General features: G+C 63.5%; 15 protein-coding genes and 1 pseudogene. 6 read left to right on the top strand and 10 right to left on the bottom strand.

The window, feature by feature from the left end; all coding sequences use genetic code 11:
* Window position 1: 1 nt before the first annotated feature.
* Window positions 2-1,234, bottom strand: a complete 1,233-nt coding sequence (locus AC56QP_RS18830; RefSeq protein ID WP_489858582.1) for a 3-methyl-2-oxobutanoate dehydrogenase (2-methylpropanoyl-transferring) subunit alpha — start codon at window positions 1,232-1,234, stop codon at window positions 2-4.
* 504 nt (window positions 1,235-1,738) lie between these two features.
* Between AC56QP_RS18830 and holA the strand changes: the two genes are divergently transcribed.
* The gene (gene holA / locus AC56QP_RS18825) at window positions 1,739-2,782 is read left to right on the top strand and encodes a DNA polymerase III subunit delta (RefSeq protein ID WP_489858583.1); all 1,044 of its coding nucleotides are present in this window, start codon (window positions 1,739-1,741) and stop codon (window positions 2,780-2,782) included.
* Window positions 2,783-3,118: 336 nt separating this feature from the next.
* Here the strand turns inward: holA and AC56QP_RS18820 are convergent, their stop codons facing one another.
* The 5 genes from AC56QP_RS18820 to mnmE form a co-directional block, all read right to left on the bottom strand.
* Window positions 3,119-4,006: a ParB/RepB/Spo0J family partition protein gene (locus AC56QP_RS18820; protein ID WP_489858584.1), complete on the bottom strand. Its 888-nt coding sequence runs from the start codon at window positions 4,004-4,006 to the stop codon at window positions 3,119-3,121.
* Between the two features lie 65 nt (window positions 4,007-4,071).
* Window positions 4,072-4,872 carry a ParA family protein gene (locus AC56QP_RS18815; RefSeq protein WP_091575900.1) on the bottom strand — a complete coding sequence of 267 codons (801 nt, stop codon included), beginning with the start codon at window positions 4,870-4,872 and terminating at the stop codon, window positions 4,072-4,074.
* 42 nt (window positions 4,873-4,914) lie between these two features.
* The gene (gene rsmG, locus AC56QP_RS18810; RefSeq protein ID WP_489858585.1) at window positions 4,915-5,547 is read right to left on the bottom strand and encodes a 16S rRNA (guanine(527)-N(7))-methyltransferase RsmG; all 633 of its coding nucleotides are present in this window, start codon (window positions 5,545-5,547) and stop codon (window positions 4,915-4,917) included.
* Window positions 5,544-7,415, bottom strand: coding sequence for a tRNA uridine-5-carboxymethylaminomethyl(34) synthesis enzyme MnmG (mnmG, locus tag AC56QP_RS18805; protein WP_489858586.1), 1,872 nt, complete (start codon window positions 7,413-7,415; stop codon window positions 5,544-5,546). The genes rsmG and mnmG overlap by 4 nt, the downstream gene beginning before the upstream one ends.
* A 195-nt stretch (window positions 7,416-7,610) precedes the next feature.
* A complete protein-coding gene (gene mnmE / locus AC56QP_RS18800; RefSeq protein ID WP_489858587.1) occupies window positions 7,611-8,942 on the bottom strand; it encodes a tRNA uridine-5-carboxymethylaminomethyl(34) synthesis GTPase MnmE in 1,332 nt (443 codons plus the stop codon).
* Between the two features lie 57 nt (window positions 8,943-8,999).
* Here mnmE and AC56QP_RS18795 point away from each other — a divergent pair.
* A pseudogene (locus AC56QP_RS18795) lies at window positions 9,000-11,019 on the top strand (thioredoxin domain-containing protein).
* Between the two features lie 2 nt (window positions 11,020-11,021).
* On the opposite strand, the gene yddG reads toward AC56QP_RS18795, so the two are convergent.
* From yddG to hemE, 4 genes are all read right to left on the bottom strand, one after another.
* Window positions 11,022-11,948: an aromatic amino acid exporter YddG gene (gene yddG, locus AC56QP_RS18790; protein WP_489858589.1), complete on the bottom strand. Its 927-nt coding sequence runs from the start codon at window positions 11,946-11,948 to the stop codon at window positions 11,022-11,024.
* A gap of 173 nt (window positions 11,949-12,121) precedes the next feature.
* Entirely contained in the window at window positions 12,122-13,387 is a 1,266-nt protein-coding gene (gene rho / locus AC56QP_RS18785; protein WP_082525387.1) for a transcription termination factor Rho, read from the bottom strand.
* 161 nt (window positions 13,388-13,548) lie between these two features.
* Window positions 13,549-14,085, bottom strand: a complete 537-nt coding sequence (hemJ, locus tag AC56QP_RS18780) for a protoporphyrinogen oxidase HemJ (RefSeq protein WP_489858590.1) — start codon at window positions 14,083-14,085, stop codon at window positions 13,549-13,551.
* Complete coding sequence (gene hemE / locus AC56QP_RS18775; protein WP_489858591.1) at window positions 14,085-15,116, bottom strand: uroporphyrinogen decarboxylase; 1,032 nt, start codon at window positions 15,114-15,116, stop codon at window positions 14,085-14,087. Before hemE ends, hemJ begins: the two co-directional genes overlap by 1 nt.
* 404 nt (window positions 15,117-15,520) lie before the next feature.
* Here hemE and AC56QP_RS18770 point away from each other — a divergent pair, with 404 nt between their 5' ends.
* From AC56QP_RS18770 to coaE, 4 genes are all read left to right on the top strand, one after another.
* On the top strand, window positions 15,521-16,342 hold the full coding sequence (locus AC56QP_RS18770; protein ID WP_256753283.1) for a pyruvate, water dikinase regulatory protein: 822 nt from the start codon (window positions 15,521-15,523) through the stop codon (window positions 16,340-16,342).
* Between the two features lie 319 nt (window positions 16,343-16,661).
* Window positions 16,662-17,261, top strand: coding sequence for a Maf-like protein (locus tag AC56QP_RS18765; RefSeq protein WP_489858592.1), 600 nt, complete (start codon window positions 16,662-16,664; stop codon window positions 17,259-17,261).
* Window positions 17,254-18,096: a shikimate dehydrogenase gene (locus tag AC56QP_RS18760; RefSeq protein ID WP_489858593.1), complete on the top strand. Its 843-nt coding sequence runs from the start codon at window positions 17,254-17,256 to the stop codon at window positions 18,094-18,096. The genes AC56QP_RS18765 and AC56QP_RS18760 overlap by 8 nt, the downstream gene beginning before the upstream one ends.
* Window positions 18,093-18,698 carry a dephospho-CoA kinase gene (gene coaE, locus AC56QP_RS18755; RefSeq protein ID WP_489858594.1) on the top strand — a complete coding sequence of 202 codons (606 nt, stop codon included), beginning with the start codon at window positions 18,093-18,095 and terminating at the stop codon, window positions 18,696-18,698. The genes AC56QP_RS18760 and coaE overlap by 4 nt, the downstream gene beginning before the upstream one ends.
* The last annotated feature ends 39 nt before the right edge of the window (window positions 18,699-18,737 follow it).

Below are 18,737 nucleotides of genomic sequence, written 5' to 3'. Positions count from 1 at the left end.
CTCAGACTCCCGCCTGCTGGCGCTGGCGCCGCAGATGCGGCGGCATCTCGGCATAGAGGCCCTCGAACATGTCGCGCGTCGACGGCTTGCCGCCGGCGTGCAGCGTGCCGTGGCTTTCCGCTTCCTTCTGCGCCGCGATCACCGTGTCGAGGATTTCCGCCTCGGCCTGCGCGTGCCGCTCGTCCGACCAGACGCCGAGCCCTATCAGATGGTTCTTCAGCCGCACGATCGGGTCGCCGAGCGGCCAGGCGTCGGATTCGGTCTTCGGCCGGTAGGCCGAAGGATCGTCCGAGCTCGAATGCGCGCCGGCACGATAGGTGACATATTCGACCACCGTCGGCCCGAGATTGCTGCGCGCGCGCTCCGCCGCCCATTTGGCCACCGCGTGGACGGCGAGATAATCGTTGCCGTCGACGCGCAGCGACGGGATGCCGAAGCCGAGCCCTCGCGCGGCAAAGGTGCCGGACCCGCCGCGCGCGATGCCCTGGAAGGTCGAGATCGCCCACTGGTTGTTGACGACATTGAGCACGACGGGCGCCTTGTAGGTGGAGGCGAATACCAGCGCCGAATGGAAGTCGGACTCGGCGGTCGAGCCGTCACCGATCCAGGCGGCGGCGATGCGCGAATCGTTCGAGATCGCCGAAGCCATCGCCCAGCCGACCGCCTGGATGTACTGCGTCGCCAGATTGCCGGAGATCGAGAAGAAGCCGTGCTCCTTCGACGAGTACATGACCGGCAATTGCCTGCCTTTCAGCGGGTCGGCCTCGTTCGAATAGATCTGGTTCATCATCGTAACCATCGGATAGCCGTCGGCGATGAGCAGGCCTGCCTGCCGGTAGGTGGGGAAGTTCATGTCGCCCGGGCTAAGGGCCTTGCGGAAGGCGCAGCTCACCGCCTCTTCGCCCAGATGCTGCATGTAGAACGACGTCTTGCCCTGGCGCTGCGCCATCTGCATGCGGGCGTCGAAGGTTCTGAGCGTCATCATGTGGCGAAGGCCAGCCAACAACTCGTCATGGGAAAGCAACCCCGCCCAAGGGCCGACGGCTTCGCCGTTGCGGTTCAGCACCCGGATGATCGAGAAGGCGAGGTCGCGGATCGTGCGCGGATCGACATCGATCTCCGGGCGCGGCACCGAGCCGGCCTTCGGGACGGTCACATTGGAAAAGTCAGGCGTTCCGCCCGGCCGCACTTCCGGTTCCGGAACGTGAAAACGCAACATCCCAGCATCGGCCATGACCTTTGTCCTCCAATGTTGCCTGGCCAAGGATATTTGCATATCCGCGCCGCCAGACCAGTGCGAATTCGTCGGGCAGGCCTTCGGGCTCCGGTCCCGGCCGCGCCGGCCGATGCAGCCTCCCGCGCACAGGATGTAGATATGTCCGCGAAATTTCTTGTCGATGTTGGCGGGAGGCGCGCAATTAGGCGCAAGGTTGCGGCGGGTTTGTCGCCAGATAAGGCCATTGGCCGGCAACACTCGGGTTCCTCACCCCCGCTGTAACGCATCCTGAGGGAGAAGACGGGCGCCAAGGTTCGCCAACCCGCGGCTTTCCTCTCCCCCGTCGCGCGGGGGAGAGGTGTCGAGCGAAGCTCGACGGAGTGGGGGTCGACCTTCATCGAAGCCATGCTTCCACATGATTGCCGCTCGCCCCGCGTTTCTCCGCTTCGGCCGATCGGACACCCTCCGGTGGGAGAGGAACCCAAGCTGGAAGCCGTCCCGACATCATGCTAACCACCCTTCATGGCACAGAAGAAAGCTTTCGAGGTCGATTCCTGGCTGGCGCGGCCGGATCCGCGCATCTCGATCGTCCTGCTCTATGGCCCAGACCGTGGGCTTGTCGCCGAGCGTGCGAAAGCCTTTGCCGAAAAGACCGGCCTGCCGCTCGACGATCCGTTCTCGGTGGTCCGGCTGGAGGGCTCGGAGGTTGACCGCGACGAGGGCCGCCTGCTCGACGAAGCGCGCACCGTGCCGATGTTTTCGGAGCGGCGCCTGCTGTGGGTGCGCAACGCCAGCGGCCAGAAGGCGCTGGCCGACGACGTCAAGGCGCTCACCGCCGAACCGCCGCGCGATGCCATCATCGTGATCGAGGCCGGCGATCTCAAGAAGGGCGTCGGGCTGCGCGCCGTCGTCGAGGCGGCGGACAACGCCATGGCCCTGCCTTGCTATGCCGATGAAGCCAGGGATATCGACGCGGTCATCGACGATGAACTGCGCAAGGCCGGCATGTCGATGACCATGGAGGCGCGACTGGCGCTGCGCCGCAATCTGGGCGGCGACCGGCTGGCCTCGCGCGGCGAAATCGAGAAGCTCATTCTCTATGCCCATGGCCAGAAGGAGATCGGTCTGGAAGAGGTCAAGGCCATGTCGGGTGACGTGTCGGGCGCGTCCTTCGACGACGCGGTCGATGCGCTTCTCGAAGGCAAGATCGGCGACTTCGACACCGCCTTCACCCGTCATTGCCAGTCCGGCGGCCCGCCCTTCCTGGTCCTTTCATCGGCGATGCGGCAGCTGCAGCAAATCCAGGCCATGCGCGGCCAGATGGATTCGGGTGGCCGCAACGCCGCATCCGTCGTCGCCGCCGCCCGGCCGCCGGTGTTCTTCTCACGGCGCAAACTGGTTGAGAAAGCCCTGGAGCGCTGGAGCAGCGAAGCGCTCGGCCGCGCCCTGACCCGTTTGCAGACCGCCGTGCTGCAGACGCGGCGACGGCCGGACCTTTCGGTGGCACTGGCAAGGCAGGCACTGCTCGGTATTGCGGTGGAAAGCAGCCGGCTGGCGCAAAGGTAGGTCTTTGGACGCAACCGGCGCCTTAGGCTTTTGCCGGAAGTGGCCGACGGTCGATGTCAGCGCCTTCCCTCATTGCCCTGCCGGGCATTTCTCCCCGTATAGTGACGGGGAGAAAGACGCTGGCCGCAGCGCTGGCGTCCTTCCTGCAATGTTTGTGATTGGCGAAACCGTCGATGAGCGCGTCCCTCGCCCCGTTTACGGGGAGAGGATGCCGGCAGGCAGGTGAGGGGCAGCGTCGACGCACATAGCAATCAGATTTACTGACGAATTCGTCTTAAAATCAAATCGCTACAGCCACTCCAAAGGTCACTGACACCACGATGTTTCGCCGGCTAACTACCGTTCCTGCTTCAGCCTGCGACACAGCTCGTCAAGCTGCTCCAGCGACCGATACGAAACCCGCAGCTCGCCGCCCCTGCCCTTGTGATCGATCGACACGATCATGCCGAGCGTGTCGGTCATCAGCTTTTCCAGCGCCAGCGTGTCGGTGTCCTTTTCCGGCGCGCTGTGCGCTTGCTTCGCCCTGGCTGGAGTGGGGCCGACCGGCATCTGCGCCAGCGCTTCGGCCTGGCGCACCGAAAGTCCTTCTTCGACGATGCGCTTGGCAAGTCCGGCGGGATCCTCCGCCGTCACCAGCGTGCGCGCATGGCCGGCCGACAGCGCGCCGTCGACCAGCATGTCGCGGATCACGTCGGGCAGCTTCAGGAGTCGCAGCGTATTGGCGACATGGCTGCGGCTCTTGCCGATCACCTGGCCGAGATCGGCCTGGGTGTAGCCGTGCTCGTCGATCAGTTGCTGGTAGCCGAGCGCCTCCTCGACCGCATTGAGGTCCGTGCGCTGGACGTTTTCGATGATTGCCAGCTCGAGCGCCGTGCGGTCGTTGACCTCGCGGATGATGACCGGGATCTCGCTCAGCCCGGCGCGCTGCGCCGCCCGCCAGCGCCGCTCGCCGGCAATGATCTCATAGCGGCCAGCCTGGGTCGGCGATGGCCGCGCCACCACCGGCTGCACGATGCCGTGTTCGCGGATCGACTGCGCCAGATCGGTCAGTTCGGCGTCGCCAAAATGCCGGCGCGGATTTTTCGGGTTGGGGCTGAGAAACTCGATCGGCACCTTGCCATCGGCGCTCATGCCAGGCTTTTCCGGCGCCGCCGGGCGATCGATCTCGCCGATCAGCGCTGCCAGCCCGCGGCCCAGTCTTTTTCTCGAAAGGTCTTCGCTCATCTTTATTCCAGGGTCCCGGATCGTTTCGGTATCGAAGCGGCTTTTGGTCTATGCATCCGGCCTAATCAAGCGGCGCGCAATTTACGCTCGCGACGGATCACTTCCGATGCCAGTTGCAGATAGGCTTGGCTGCCCGAGCATTTGAGGTCGTACAGGATCGCCGGCTTGCCGTAGGACGGCGCCTCGGACACCCGCACATTGCGCGGAATGATGGTCTCGTAGACCTTGTCGCCCATATGGGCGCGGACATCCTGGACCACCTGGTTGGCGAGATTGTTGCGGCCGTCATACATGGTCAGCACGATGCCCTGGATGGTTAGATCCGGATTGATCGAACGGCGAACCTGCTCGACGGTTTCCAGCAACTGGCTGAGGCCTTCGAGCGCGAAGAACTCGCATTGCAGCGGCACCAGCACCGAATCGGCCGCGGCCATCGAATTGAGCGTCAGGAGGTTGAGCGACGGCGGGCAGTCGATCAGCACATAGCCGAAACCGGCCGAACGCGCCGAAGCGGCACGCAAGGCGTTGCGCAACCGCAGGACCCGGTCCGGCGCCGACGCGATCTCCATTTCGATGCCAAGCAGGTCGAGCGTCGACGGAACGATCGACAGGCCAGGCACAGCGGTCGGGATGGCCGCCGCTTCCAGCTCCAGCTCACCCGTCAGCACGTCATAGGACGAAACCGTGCGGTCCTTGCGGTCGATGCCGAGGCCGGTGCTGGCATTGCCTTGCGGATCCAAATCGACGATCAGCACCTTTTCGCCGATTGCCGCCAGCGCCGTGGCCAGATTGATGGCGGTGGTCGTCTTGCCGACGCCACCTTTCTGGTTGGCTACGGTGATGATTCGGGGGCCATTCTTCATCATGGGTCTATGCCAGAAATTCATATCGAGGTCGCCAAGCAAAAATCAGACAGGCCGCAAATTCGACAGCTCAAGAATGACGCCGCCAGCGTCGGTCACGCTTGGATGTTCTACCAGATCGAAGGACCATCGGTGAACGCTTTCTTGCACTTCGGCGCGGTAATCCCGGCCTTTGTGAAACAGCCCGCGCGCGCCTGATGTCAGCCACGGCGCCGACAGGTCCAGCAGGGTCGAAAGCGGGGCCAACGCCCGCGCCGTGACGATTTGTGGTGTCGAAACAAGCGCATGGCTGTCATCGATGCGGCGCGCCACGACGCGCGCCGGCAGGTTGAACTGGCCGACGACGGCCTGCAGGAAGGAGGCTTTCTTGCGGTTGCTTTCAACGAGGTCGATGCTGGCGCCATCACGTTCGGCAAGCAGGAAGGCCATGACAAGGCCCGGAAATCCGCCCCCCGAGCCCAGATCTACCCAGCGCGCGGCGGAGGGCTCTATGTGCCCGAGCTGCGCACTGTCCAGGATGTGACGCTGCCAGACATCGCCGGATGTCGATTGCGCGACGAGGTTGATGCTGCGGTTCCACTTCTGGAACATCTGCTCGAACGCCACCAGGCGATCAAATGTTTCACGTGAAACCGGGCCTGCCGCGTCCTGCAGGCTCTTCCAGGAGAAAGAGCTCACGCAACGTCCCTCTGCGCATTCTCCTGGTGGCGGACATGGGCGACAATGATCGCCAGCGCCGCCGGCGTCATGCCCTCCATGCGCTGGGCATCGGCGATGGAGCGGGGCCGCCGCGCCTGCATCTTCTGCTTCAGCTCGTTGGACAGCCCCGGCACAAAGGTAAAGTCGACGGTCTCGGGGATCAACCGGCTCTCTTCATGCCGGATCTGCGCGACGTCCGACTTCTGGCGATCGAGATAAACCGAATATTTCGCTTCCGTTTCGAGCCGCTCAGCCGTCTTGGCGTCGATCGCCGCGAATTTCGGTTCGACGCTGGCGAGCCAGGCGACGTCGACGTTGGGATAGGCCAGCAATTCGTAGCCCGAGCGGCGAACGCCGTCGCGGTTGATCTCCAACCCGTGACGCGCCGCCTCATTGGGGGTCATGGCGAGCGCGACCGCCAGCTCCCGTGCCGCGTCGAGCCGCTGCATCATGTCGCCGTAACGCTGCATTCGTTGCGCCGACGCAATTCCCAGCTTCGCGGCGAGAGGCGTCAGCCGCTCGTCCGCATTGTCGGCGCGCAGCGACAGCCGGAACTCGGCCCGCGAGGTGAACATCCGGTAGGGCTCGCTGATGCCACGGCTGGTCAGGTCATCGACCATCACGCCGATATAGGCCTCGGTGCGGCTGAGCACGACCTGCTCGCCGCCTGACGCACGCCGCGCCGCATTGAGGCCGGCAAGCAAGCCCTGCCCAGCCGCTTCCTCGTAGCCAGTCGTGCCGTTGATCTGTCCGGCAAGAAAGAGGCCACCAACGCGCTTCGTCTCGAGCGTCTGATGCAGTTCGCGCGGATCGACATGATCATACTCGATGGCATAGCCGGGCTGCAGCATGACAGCGCGTTCAAGTCCGGGAATGGTTTTCAGGATACCGAGCTGCACATCCTCGGGCAGCGAGGTCGAGATGCCGTTGGGGTAGACGGTGTCGTCATCCAGCCCTTCCGGCTCCAGGAAGATCTGGTGCCCGTCCCTGTCGCCGAATTTGACGATCTTGTCCTCGATCGACGGGCAATAGCGCGGTCCCACGCCCTCGATCGAGCCGGAATACATGGCCGACCGGTTAAGATTGGCGCGGATCAGGTCATGCGTGGCCGCAGTGGTGCGGGTGATGCCGCAATCGATCTGCGGCGTCTCGATACGATCAGTCATCAGCGAGAACGGCACCGGATCCTCATCCGCCGCCTGGCTCTCCAGCGATGCCCAATCGATGGTGCGCCCGTCGAGCCGGGGCGGTGTGCCGGTCTTCAACCGACCGAGCTTGAAACCGACCCGTGTCATCGTTGCCGACAGGCCAACGCTGGCTTGCTCATTCATGCGGCCGGCGACAATCTTCTTCTCGCCAATATGAATGAGCCCGCGCAGGAAGGTTCCGGTGGTCAGGACCACCGCACCGCAGGCCAACCTGCGGCCACCGGCAAGCAGAACAGCAGCGATTCGGCCCTCGTCGATTTCAAAATCGAGAACCTCGCCTTCAACAACGTCGAGATCGTTCTGCTGCCGAATCGCTGCTTGCATGGCAAGGCGATAGAGCTTCCTGTCGGCCTGCGTGCGGGGGCCGCGCACCGCAGGCCCCTTGCGGCGGTTCAGCAAGCGGAACTGGATGCCGGCGGCATCCACCACCCGGCCCATCAGGCCGTCCATGGCGTCGATCTCGCGAACCAGATGGCCCTTGCCGAGCCCACCGATCGCCGGATTGCAAGACATCACACCGATCGTGTCGAAGCGCAGCGTCACCAGCGCGGTCCTCGCGCCAGCGCGCGCGGCGGCACTGGCCGCCTCGCAACCCGCGTGGCCGCCGCCCACCACAACCACATCATAGTGATCGGTCATTCCAAAATCCCGGACTCAAAGATTCGATCGACACATGTCCTCGCGAGACCGTGCTGTCAAGAAAACTCGGCGCATCGTTTCACGTGAAACAGCGTTACGGCCGTCTTCACCCTGTTTCACGTGAGTCGCGATCCGCCCCAATGTTTCACGTGAGTCATCCGAACGCGTTGCCGGGCGAGATATGTTTCACGTGAGTCATTTCCCGATACAGAACTGCGAGAAGATGACGTCAAGAAGGTCCTCGACATCGACGGCGCCAACGATCCGGCCGAGACGATCGGCGGCGAGCCGCAATTCCTCCGCGCGCAGTTCCTGCCCGACGCCCTCGTCGCCGGTCGCGCGAAGCAGATGACTGTTCGTTTCGCCAAGCAATTCGATATGGCGCAGGCGCGACGGCAGAACATCGCCGACGTTGCCCGCGGCGCCAGCCGCCCGTTCGCCGATCTCCGCGAGCAGTGCCTCGACGCCAGTCCCCTCTACGACTGAAATGACAAGATCGTACTGTCCGGCTTCCTCCGCGGCGGCCTGCCCATCCAGCAGGTCGAGCTTGGTACCGACCCGCAAGGCCGGTATCGCGGCCGGCAGCGGACCGACATCCCTGGGATTCGCCAGGTCTTGGAGCAGCAGCAAGAGATCGGCACGATCCGCCTTGGCTCTTGCCTTCTCGATCCCAATCGCCTCGATCCTGCCCGGCGCATCGCGCAGTCCGGCCGTGTCCGTCAGCCGGACGCGCAGGCCCTGGAGATCCAATGTCACCTCAAGCAGATCCCGCGTCGTGCCTGGCTCATCTGTTACAATAGCTGCATCCCGCCGCGCCAAGGTGTTGAACAGACTCGACTTGCCGGCATTGGGCGCACCCAGGATAACGACCTCGAACCCGTCGCGGATGATCTCGGCAGCGCGGAACCCGGCGATGTGGCGGTCAATCTCGCCGATCATCGCTCGGACATCAGACCAAACCGTATCCGAAACGGAACCTGGAACATCGTCCTCGTCGGCAAAGTCGATCTCGGCTTCGATCATCGCCCGGGCATGGATCAGCCGCCGCCGCCACCCGAGATAGAGCTCGCTCTGGGCGCCCTCGGCGTTCTGGATCGCAAAGCGCCGCTGAGCCTCGGTTTCGGCATTGACGAGATCCGCCAGCGCCTCCGTTTCTACCAGGTCCATCTTGCCGTTGAGGAAGGCGCGACGCGTGAATTCGCCGGGTTCCGCGTGCCTGACGTCCTCAAAACCGGTGATCGCCTCCAGCATCCTGGCCACCACGGCCCGCCCGCCATGGACATGGAATTCCGCCACATCCTCACCCGTAAAACTCGCGGGGCCAGGGAAGAAGACAACAAGGCCATGGTCGAGCACGGTTCCGTCGGGCGCCCGCAGTCGGCGCAGAACCGCCGCGCGGTCCTTAACCATGCCGCCGGCGATCGTTTCGACTACGAATCGAGTCTGCGGGCCGGAAATGCGAATGACGGCAACGCCGGCGGGTAGCCGGCCGCTCGACAGCGCAACGATCGAATCCCTTGAAATCATTTGCCCGCTCTATCGAACCGCCCTAGCTTCCGCCCCATTGCAAACCGAGTTGCCGATGTGACATTGCCCGCGCAAAACCTGCTTGCCGACGAGGCCAGCCCCTATCTGCAGCAGCACAGCGGCAACCCCGTGCACTGGCGGGCCTGGTCGCTGGCTTCGCTCGAAGAGGCAAAGGCCCTGGACAGGCCGATCCTGCTCTCCGTCGGCTATGCCGCCTGCCATTGGTGCCACGTCATGGCGCACGAGAGCTTCGAGAATGACGACGTCGCCGCCGTCATGAACCGCCTGTTCGTCAATATCAAGGTGGATCGCGAAGAGCGCCCCGACATCGACCAGATCTACATGGCGGCGCTGTCCTCGATGGGCGAGCAAGGCGGCTGGCCGCTGACCATGTTCCTGACGCCGGACGGCAAGCCGTTCTGGGGTGGAACCTACTTCCCGCGCGAGCCACGCTACGGCCGCCCTGGCTTCGTCCAGGTGATGGAGGCGGTCGACAAGGCCTGGCGCGAGAAGAGAGCCAGCCTGAACCAGAGCGCCGATGGCCTGACCACGCATGTCGGGGCACGGCTTGCCGGCTCGCATGCAGCGACGGCGCTTGATCGCGACACGCTGGCGAAGCTGGCCAATGGCATCGACGGCATGGTCGACCGCGATCTCGGAGGCCTGCGCGGCGCGCCGAAATTCCCGAACGCGCCGTTCATGCTCACACTCTGGCTGTCCTGGCTGCGGGACGGCAACGCCACGCATCGCGACGACGTCCTCATCAGCCTCGAACAGATGCTGAGCGGCGGCATCTACGACCACATTGGCGGTGGGCTCAGCCGCTACTCGACCGACGCCGAATGGCTGGTGCCGCATTTCGAAAAGATGCTCTACGACAACGCCCAGCTCATCCGTCTGTGCAACTGGGCCTATGCGGCAAGCGGCAATGATTTGTTCCGGATACGAATCGAAGAAACGGTCGACTGGCTGCTGCGTGAAATGCGTGTCGACGGAGGCGCCTTTGCCGCCAGCCTCGACGCCGACAGCGACGGCCAGGAAGGACTTTTCTACACCTGGGACAGCCAGGAGATCGAAACTGTTCTTGGTGACGATTCTGCCTTGTTTTTCAAACACTTCACTCTGTCCAGCCCGCATGCTTGGGAGGGCAAGCCGATTGCCCATCAAGGCCGGTCCCAGCAGTCACAAAGTGTGGCCAATCGGGAGCGGCTCAGGCCGCTCAAGGCGAAGCTTCTCGCGGTGAGAGAACAACGGGTCAGGCCAGGCCGCGACGGCAAGACCCTGACCGACTGGAACGGCCTGATGATCGCGGCCCTTGCCGAGGCCGGTCGATCGCTGGCGCGGCGCGACTGGATCGATGCGGCGGCAAAGGCCTTCGCCCATATCAGCGCCGCCAATCGCGACGACCGCTTGCCGCATTCCATGCTTGGCGTCAGGAGAATGTTCCCTGCCTTGTCCAGTGACTACGCGGCCATGGCCAATGCGGCGATCTCGCTGTTCGAGGCCACCGGCGATTGGGATTATGTCGATCGGGCCAGGCAGTTCATCGAGAAGCTCGACCTTTGGCACGCCGACGCCGAGAAGACCGGTTACTATCTCACCGCCTCCGACAGCACCGACGTGCCGATCCGCATCAGGGGCGATGTCGACGAGGCTATCTCCTCGGCGACCAGCCAGATCATCGAGGCGATGGTCCGGCTGGCGTCCGTCACCGGCGATCTCGACCTGCGGGAGAGAACCTGGAAAGTCGCCGAGCATGCCGCCGGCCGCGCGGCGCAGCAGGCCTATGGTCAAGCCGGCATCATAAACGCCTGCGCTCTGGCGATTGAGCCGCTGAAGCTTGTGTTGATAGACGATCCGACGCAACCAACACTTGTTCCGGTTGCGAATCGAAGCCCTGACCCCCGGCGTATCGACATTGTCGTATCGATCGGTTCGGAAGCGAGATCTACCCTTGCTGCCCGGCGGAATCCTGCCTCCGACCGGCAAGGCCGGCGCCTGGCTGTGCACTGGTCAGGTCTGCCTGCCCGTCATAACGAATCCCGATGAGTTCGACCGTCTTCTGCGCCGCCAATAGCGTCAGCTTGCCTCAGCTTCCGAAGGCAAGATTGTTGCTCCGGCCGCAGGGACATTCCGCCGTGGCTTGAACAACAGATCCTTGGCAGCGATCACCGCGCCGATGGTGATCAGGACGCAAGCGAGCGCCACGGACCAGTGGAAGACACCAAAACCCGCCAGCAGCAGCACGATTACCGAAAACAGCGGCGCCGCGTAGGACAAAGCGCCGAGAATCATGATGTCGCCGTGCTTGCAGCCATAGTCCCAGGCATAAAAGCCGGCGCCGAGAGGAATCGCGCCCAGAACGATGATCGCCCCCCACTGCGTCGTCGTCTGCGGCCAGACAGTGGTCTCAAGCATCAGGTGAAGCGCGAAGGCGACCGCCGCCGTGATGAAGCAGTACCCTACCACGACATCGGTCGGCACCTGGCCGAAGCGGCGCGACAGAACCGAATAGCCGGCCCAGATGAAGGCACAGAACAGGGCAATGACATGGCCCTTCATCACCCCGTTGGCCAGACCGATAGTGCCGCCCTTGGTGATCACGACGACGGCGCCGGCAAGGCCAAGAACCACGCCCATGATGTGATGAGCCTTCAGCCTCTCTCCGGGCAGGAAGGCGGCGAAGACGACAATCAGCAGCGGCCAGAGATAGGCGATCAGGCTGACCTCGACCGGCGGAGCAGACTGGATCGCAAAGAAGTAGGCGCAGTGATAGATGCACAATCCCGCCGTTCCGATCGCCCAGACCGGCCAGGGCTGCCGCAGCGACCGAATGGCCTGCGGGCGAAAGATCCAGTTGCTGGCGCCGAAGAGCGCTCCGAGCAGAAACGTCATCGCCGCCAGCTGAAAGGGCGGGATTGGGCCCGCGGCGGTCGAAAGCAGCGCCAGAAGGGACCAGGTCAGGATGGCCGAGAATCCGATCAGGGTCGGGATTGTCTTGTTCACGTCGTCGTCTCTCGCCTGGCAAACACGAGTCGTCGCACAAAGGCGACACTGCCCGCTGCCGCATACGGCCACTCGATATCGGGAATGCGACCTGATCCCAGGCAACGAAAAACCCCACCCCGGTTTCCCGGAATGGGGTTCAATGCCTAGACTGGAACGTCCCGGACAAACCGTTACGTGTTCATCGAATCGAAGAAGTCGGCGTTGGTCTTGGTCTGCTTGAGCTTGTCGATCAGGAACTCGATCGCATCGGTTGTTCCCATCGGCGCCAGGATGCGGCGCAGCACGAAGATCTTCTGCAGGTCCTGACGCGGCACCAGCAGGTCCTCCTTGCGGGTACCGGACTTCAATATGTCCATGGCCGGGTAGATGCGCTTGTCAGCCACCTTGCGGTCGAGCACGATTTCCGAATTGCCGGTGCCCTTGAACTCTTCGAAGATGACTTCGTCCATGCGGCTGCCGGTATCGATGAGCGCCGTGGCGATAATGGTCAGCGAGCCGCCTTCCTCGATGTTGCGGGCGGCACCGAAGAAGCGCTTCGGCCGCTGCAGCGCATTGGCGTCGACACCGCCGGTCAGCACCTTGCCGGATGACGGCACCACGGTGTTGTAGGCACGGCCGAGGCGCGTGATCGAATCGAGCAGGATGACGACGTCGCGGCCATGTTCGACCAGGCGCTTGGCCTTCTCGATGACCATTTCAGCGACCTGCACGTGGCGCACCGCCGGTTCGTCGAAGGTCGAGGAAACAACCTCGCCCTTCACGGAGCGCTGCATGTCGGTCACTTCCTCCGGCCGCTCGTCGATCAAAAGCACGATCAGATAGCATTCGGGGTGGTTGGTGGTGATCGAGTGGGCGATGTTCTGCAGCAGCACCGTCTTGCCGGTGCGCGGCTGGGCCACGATCAAGGCGCGCTGGCCCTTGCCGAGCGGCGCCACCAGGTCGATGACGCGCGCCGAGATGTCCTTGGAGGTCGGAACCTCCATTTCCATCTTCAGCCTCGACGTCGGATAAAGCGGCGTCAGATTGTCGAAGTGGATCTTGTGGCGGATCTTTTCCGGATCGTCGAAATTGATCGTGTTGACCTTGAGCAGCGCGAAATAGCGCTCGCCCTCTTTCGGGCTACGGATCGGCCCTTCAACCGTGTCGCCGGTCTTCAGCGAAAAGCGCCGGATCTGCGACGGCGAAATATAGATGTCGTCGGGACCTGGCAGGTAGTTGGCATTGGCCGAGCGCAGGAAGCCAAAACCGTCCTGAAGCACTTCAACCACGCCGTCGCCGATGATCTCGACATCCTGGGCGGCCAGCTTCTTCAGGATCGCGAACATCAGCTCCTGCTTGCGCATGACGCTGGCGTTTTCGACCTCGAGCGATTCGGCATAAGCGATCAGCTCTGGTGGCTTCTTGTTCTTGAACTCGGCGAGTTTCATTTCTTGCATAGACGGACTCTGAGTAAGCTTTGGGGAAATATCGGCGGGATGCGACAAATGCCGGGCGCGGCCGAAAGCAATGACGGGCGGCGCATGACGGGAAGGAAGACCCGTCTTTTATCGTCGGTCGGGTGAAAGAGCAAGCTGCGTTTTACGGGCCTGACAAAGGCTCAGAACGGCTTGACCACAACCAGAATCACGATGGCGATCATCAGCAATGTGGGGATCTCGTTGACGATTCGCCAGTGCCGTGCCGGTTTTTCGTTCCGGTCCTCGGCGAATTTGCGCACCGCGCCGGCCAGATAGCCGTGGACGGCCGACAGCAGAAGCACCGCGCCTATCTTGGCGTGCAGCCAGCCGCCCTGGAAACCAAAGCCTTTCCAGGCAAGCCACAGCCCAAACATCCAGGTGACGATCATCGCCGGATTGATGATGCCGCGCAGCAGGCGCCGCTCCATCACCTTGAAGGTCTCCGACTGCGCCGAACCCTTCTCGGCATCGGCGTGGTAGACCAGCAACCGCGGCAGATAGAGCATGCCAGCCATCCACGAGATGACGGCCAGGATATGGATCGCCTTCGCCCATGGATAGAAACTGTCGGGCGCGACGAAAAACAAAAGTGCTGTGAGGGCAACCAGGACAGCGAGGCTGACCGTCATGCGCATCATCGCCTGGCCGGTGCTGTTCACATTGTTCATCTCGGTCATCAGCGTGTCGCGCTCCGCACCAGTTTCACCATTGCCTCGACATGCGCGATCGGCGTCTCCGGCGTGATGCCGTGACCGAGGTTGAAAATCAGCGGCCCATCTCCCAGCGTCTTCAGGATCGTCTCGACGCCATCCGATAGGGCCTTGCCGCCAGCCACGAGCCGCAAGGGATCGAGATTGCCCTGGACCGCACCCGAGCGCTGCAAATCCTTCGCCGCCGTCAGGGGCACCGTCCAGTCGATCCCCAGGGCCGTTACCCCGGTCTTCTGCCGATAGGTCCGGTAGCGAGCGCCGGCCCCCTTGGGAAAACCGATGATCGGTACGTCGGGATGGATGGCGCGCACTTGCCTGACGATCTCGGCCACCGGCCAAACGCAAAACTGGTCGAACGACGCATCGTCGAGCACGCCGGACCAGGAATCAAAAATCTGCACCACATCAGCGCCAGCTTCGATCTGCCGGATCAGATAGGCCGCCGAATGATCGGCCAGCACCTTCAGGAGATGATGGAACGCCGCCGGCTCGCGATACGCGAACAGTCGCGCCGGCGCCTGGTCAGGCGTGCCATGGCCAGCGATCATGTAGGTCGCCACCGTCCATGGCGCGCCGCAGAAGCCGATGAGTGTTGTTTCGTCGGGAAGTTTTGCCCGCAACCGGCGAACCGTCTCGTAGACCGGTTCGAGATTCACGTGAAACACGCCGCTCTCCAGAGCCATAATCTCGGCAACCGAGATCGGCGTCAGCAACGGCCCTCGTCCCTCCTCGAAGCGCACGTCGCGGCCAAGCGCATGCGGAACGACAAGGATATCCGAGAACAGGATCGATGCGTCGAAACCGAAGCGCTCGATCGGCTGCAGCGTCACTTCGACGGCAAGGTCGGGATCGTAGCAGAGGTCGAGGAACGAACCGGCCCGCCTGCGCGTCTCACGATACTCCGGCAGATAGCGTCCAGCCTGACGCATCATCCAGAGCGGAGGCGGAAACACCGTCTTGCCCTTCAGGACGTCCAACATGATCCGGTTCTGGGGCATCGAGCGCTCGCTTCTCCAAGCCTCTCTATAATCAAATATTCTTATATCTAAGATTCTTCTGATTCTAAGAGTCTGTTGGTTGTGGTGGTTGTCACCTGTCCCGCTTTAACCCGAAAAATGCCAGCAAGCATATTGTCGCGCGCTTCGCTCGGCGGATTGTAGGGTTCTGGGGAAGGCCGGGAATCCACCACTGGAGTCAAGGCGTTAGGACGCGCCGGGGAAAGATCCCCCTGTGGACATCCGAAAGGCAAGACAAGCCGTCCCCAGACTTGTCCCCAGCCGCTCGACGAAGCCAGCAGCACATCGAATTGTGGACAAACTGCCATCTGATACAGTCGCCTCCGACCGACCTGTCTTTTTGTCCGACCTTATCCACACAAGCCCACAGCCCCAGGTGACCCCCTGTGAACAAACCCCAGAGCTTCTTCCACCTGCACCTGATTTCGGATGCGACCGGCGAGACGCTGCTCGCCGCCGGCCGGGCGGCTTCCGCGCAGTACAAGGACGCGCGCGCCATCGAGCACATCTACCCGCTCATCCGCACGGAAAAGCAGGTGGCGAAGGTGTTCGAGGACATCGAGGAGGAGCCGGGCATCATCCTCTATACGGTCGTCGACCAGAAGCTGGCACGCGGCATTGACGAGCGCTGCGCCACCATGGGTCTGCCCTGTGTCTCCGTGCTGGAGCCGGTGCTGACAGTGTTCCAGTCCTATCTCGGCACCCCGGCCGGCCGGCGCGTCGGCGCCCAGCATGTTCTCGACGCCGAATATTTCCGCCGCATCGATGCGCTCAACTTCACCATGGAACATGATGACGGCCAACTGCCGGCCAACATGGACGATGCCGATATCGTGCTGGTCGGCATCTCGCGCACGTCGAAGACGCCGACCAGCATCTACCTCGCCAATCGCGGCATCAAGACCGCCAACATTCCGATCGTGCTCGGCGTGCCGGTGCCGGAAAGCCTGGTCAACGCCAAGCGGCCGCTGATCGTCGGGCTGATCGCCACCGCCGAGCGCATCTCGCATGTCCGCCAGAACCGCGTTCTCGGCAACAGCAGTTCGTACGAGGCAACTGATTATGTGGACCGCGCCGCCATCACCGAAGAGCTCGCCTATGCCCGCCAGATCTGCACGCGGCATGGCTGGCCGATGATCGATGTCAGCCGCCGCTCGATCGAGGAAACGGCGGCGGCGATCGTTGCCCTGCGCGGGAAGAATAGATAATTGGAACCGTGCAGCGCGTCGCCAACACCCACCGCCGCGAAGCTCGAAGGTCACGGCATGGATCCTAGGGTCTGCGCCGCGTCGCTGCGCTCCTTGCTTCGCCCTAGGATGACGAAGAGAGGGTCGTCTCCGCCAATCTCCAACGTTGGTCATTGGCCATTGAACCATCGCGCCTTCGTCATCCTAGGGCGGAGCAGTCGCGAAGCGACGTCGCGGAGACCCTAGGATCCATGCCGTTACAGTGGCCGACGGGCGCAACGGTTTTTCTACTTGGATTGACATCTCGACGGGAACTGGACGGGTATCGGGCGCACAAACCATGACAGAGAAAATCATCCTCGCCTCGGGCAGCCCGTTCCGCAAGGCAATGCTCGTCAATGCCGGCGTTGACGTCGAGGCGGTTCCGGCCGAAGTCGACGAGCGCGCGCTCGAGGCGCCCTTGCAGGGCAGCGGCGTCTCCCCCGAGGACGTCGCCCTGGTGTTGGCCGAGGCCAAGGCCACCGAGGTGAGCTCGCGCAAGCCGGGCGCCCTGGTGCTGGGCTGCGACCAGACGCTGTCGCTTGGCGACGAAGTGTTCCACAAGCCGGCCGACATGGAGGGCGCGCGCCGTCATCTCCTGGCGCTGTCGGGAAAGACCCATCAGCTGAACAGCGCCGCCGTGCTGGTCCGCGACGGCGCGGTGCTGTGGCGGCATGTCGGCATCGCCAGCCTGACCATGCGCAAGCTCGACCCGGCTTTCATCGGCCGCCACCTCGCCCGCGTCGGCGCCAAGGCGCTATCCAGCGTCGGCGCCTATCAGGTCGAGGGCGAAGGCATCCAGCTGTTCGACAAGATCGAAGGCGATCATTTCACCATTGTCGGCCTGCCATTGTTGCCGCTGCTGGCCGAACTGCGCGCGCTGGGAGCGATCGATGGCTGAAACAACAAAAAAGGCCTTCGTCACTGGCCACCCGATCAGGCATTCGCGCTCGCCGAAGATCCACGGCCATTGGCTGGCGAAACACGGCATTGACGGCAGCTATGAGGCGATCGACGTGGCGCCGCAAGATTTTCCCGAATTCCTGGCGACGCTTTGGAAAAATGGCTATCGAGGCGGCAATGTTACCATACCGCACAAGGAGGTCGCCTTCGCGCAGGTCGCCCGCCGCGATGACGCCGCCGAGCAGATCGGCGCCGTCAACACGCTTTGGTTCGAGGACGGCACCTTGTGGGGCGGTAACACCGACGCTCACGGCTTCGTCGCCAATCTGGATGACCATGCATCGGGCTGGGCGACCAACGGTCCAGCCGTGGTGCTTGGCGCCGGCGGCGCGTCGCGCGCGGTCATCCATGCGTTGAAGCAGCGCGGCGTCGGCGATATCCGCATCGTCAACCGGACGCTCGCGCGGGCACAGGAATTGTGCGATCGCTTCGGCGCCGGCGTTACCGCCCATGGCCCGGAGGCGACGAACGAACTGCTGACGGGCGCCGGCCTGCTGATCAACGCCACGGCGCTCGGCATGCATGGCAATGAAGGCCTGTCGGCCGACCCGTCCAGACTGCCCGACCAGGCGATCGTCACCGACATTGTCTACGTACCCCTGGAGACGCCGCTGCTTGCCGCTGCCCGAGCGCGCGGCCTGAAGACGGTCGATGGTCTCGGCATGCTGCTCCATCAGGCCGTGCCCGGCTTCGAGCGCTGGTTCGGCATCAGGCCGCAGGTTACGGCTGAGCTGCGCGCGATCATCGTCGCCGACCTGGTGCCGAAGGCATGATCGTGCTTGGTCTCACCGGCTCGATCGGCATGGGCAAGTCGACGACGGCGAAGATGTTCGCCGAGGCCGGCGTGCCGGTTCACGATTCCGACGAGGCGGTGCACCGCCTCTATGCCGGCAAGGCCGCGCCGCTGGTCGAGGCGGCCTTTCCCGGCACCACTATTTCCGGTGTGGTCGATCGCACGGAGCTGGCCCGGCGGGTGCTCGGCGATGCCGCCGCGCTGAAGCGGCTTGAGGCCATCATCCATCCGCTGGTGCGCGCCGATGCCGATGCCTTCCTGGCCAGGCATCGCGCCGCCGGCGCGCCGCTGGCGGTCCTCGACATCCCGTTGCTGTTCGAAACCGGCGGCCGCGACCGCGTCGACAAGGTCGTCGTCGTCACCGCTTCGGACGACATCCAGCGCGCCCGCGTGCTGGCCCGGCAGGGCATGAGCGAAGAAAAACTGGCGTCGATCCTGGCCAAGCAGGTTCCCGACGCCGAGAAGCGCCGGCTTGCCGATTTCATCATCGACACCGGGCAAGGTCTCGAGGCTGCTCGCGCCAAGGTCGACGCGATCATCAAGGCGCTGTCGGGGGATAAGGCCGCCAGGTCCGGTCAGTAAGCTTGCCGTGCCGGCTCCACATCGCCATCTTGTGCGAAA

Source organism: Mesorhizobium sp. RCAM 05104 (assembly GCF_059683645.1).
Note: the sequence above shows the minus strand (reverse complement) of the source record. Positions and strands in the feature narration are given on the sequence as shown.

Coding starts and splice junctions, on each gene's coding strand:
- AC56QP_RS18830 (WP_489858582.1), bottom strand. CDS start 1,234: ATGGCCGATGCTGGGATGTTGCGTTTTCACGTTCCGGAACCGGAAGTG.
- holA (WP_489858583.1), top strand. CDS start 1,739: ATGGCACAGAAGAAAGCTTTCGAGGTCGATTCCTGGCTGGCGCGGCCG.
- AC56QP_RS18820 (WP_489858584.1), bottom strand. CDS start 4,006: ATGAGCGAAGACCTTTCGAGAAAAAGACTGGGCCGCGGGCTGGCAGCG.
- AC56QP_RS18815 (WP_091575900.1), bottom strand. CDS start 4,872: ATGATGAAGAATGGCCCCCGAATCATCACCGTAGCCAACCAGAAAGGT.
- mnmG (WP_489858586.1), bottom strand. CDS start 7,415: ATGACCGATCACTATGATGTGGTTGTGGTGGGCGGCGGCCACGCGGGT.
- mnmE (WP_489858587.1), bottom strand. CDS start 8,942: ATGATTTCAAGGGATTCGATCGTTGCGCTGTCGAGCGGCCGGCTACCC.
- rho (WP_082525387.1), bottom strand. CDS start 13,387: ATGCAAGAAATGAAACTCGCCGAGTTCAAGAACAAGAAGCCACCAGAG.
- hemJ (WP_489858590.1), bottom strand. CDS start 14,085: ATGACCGAGATGAACAATGTGAACAGCACCGGCCAGGCGATGATGCGC.
- hemE (WP_489858591.1), bottom strand. CDS start 15,116: ATGCCCCAGAACCGGATCATGTTGGACGTCCTGAAGGGCAAGACGGTG.
- AC56QP_RS18765 (WP_489858592.1), top strand. CDS start 16,662: ATGACAGAGAAAATCATCCTCGCCTCGGGCAGCCCGTTCCGCAAGGCA.
- AC56QP_RS18760 (WP_489858593.1), top strand. CDS start 17,254: ATGGCTGAAACAACAAAAAAGGCCTTCGTCACTGGCCACCCGATCAGG.
- coaE (WP_489858594.1), top strand. CDS start 18,093: ATGATCGTGCTTGGTCTCACCGGCTCGATCGGCATGGGCAAGTCGACG.